This is a genomic window from Prevotella rectalis (assembly GCF_900607215.1).
Classification (GTDB): domain Bacteria; phylum Bacteroidota; class Bacteroidia; order Bacteroidales; family Bacteroidaceae; genus Prevotella; species Prevotella brunnea.
Genome location: NZ_LR027820.1, coordinates 1,125,689 through 1,126,346, shown reverse-complemented (window position 1 = coordinate 1,126,346; position 658 = coordinate 1,125,689). Strand labels below are relative to the sequence as shown.

Below are 658 nucleotides of genomic sequence, written 5' to 3'. Positions count from 1 at the left end.
AGTTTAATTTTTCTCTCGGTCTTTCGTTCAATTTCTTTTGTATCGACATAATTCTCTTGTCTGTGTAATGTTCAAACGAATCCTTTTTCGGTATATATTGTCTGATTAGTTTATTTGTATTCTCAATCGCTCCCTTTTGCCAAGAACAATATGGATCAGCGAAGTATACGGGCACGCCTAAGAACTTGGTAATGTCCTTATGTGCTGCAAATTCAGGTCCGTTGTCTGTTGTAATGGTCTTCAGACAGTCCTTGTATGGTGGCAGCAGTTTCCTAACTACCTTTGCCAGAGGCTTTGACTGCTTTCCAAATGGCAGTTTCTGCATAAGCAGCATATTGGTGGATTTCTCTACCAGTGTGAGTATGGTATGCTGGTCAGGGTCTACGATCAAGTCCATCTCAAAATCTCCGAATCTCTTCCCGTCAACTTCCTTACTTCTTTCATGGATACTCAACCTGTCTTTAATTGGAAGATGTCTGCCCTTGGGACGATGTCTGTATTTCATCTTATGCCTTGTGTGTTTGGCAAGTTCCCCTGTTGTATCATTATGAATGATATTATAAATGGATTGGTGGGACACCTTTATTCCCTCATTCTTGCGCAGATAACCTGATATTTGTCGTGGAGACCACTGGTCATTGGTGATATATTCCTTAAT

General features: G+C 40.6%; 1 protein-coding gene. It reads right to left on the bottom strand.

Features of this window, described 5'->3' with window-relative positions:
* Positions 1-658: IS30 family transposase (locus E0E16_RS05840; RefSeq protein WP_130829756.1), on the bottom strand; the 658-nt coding region annotated here is incomplete at both ends.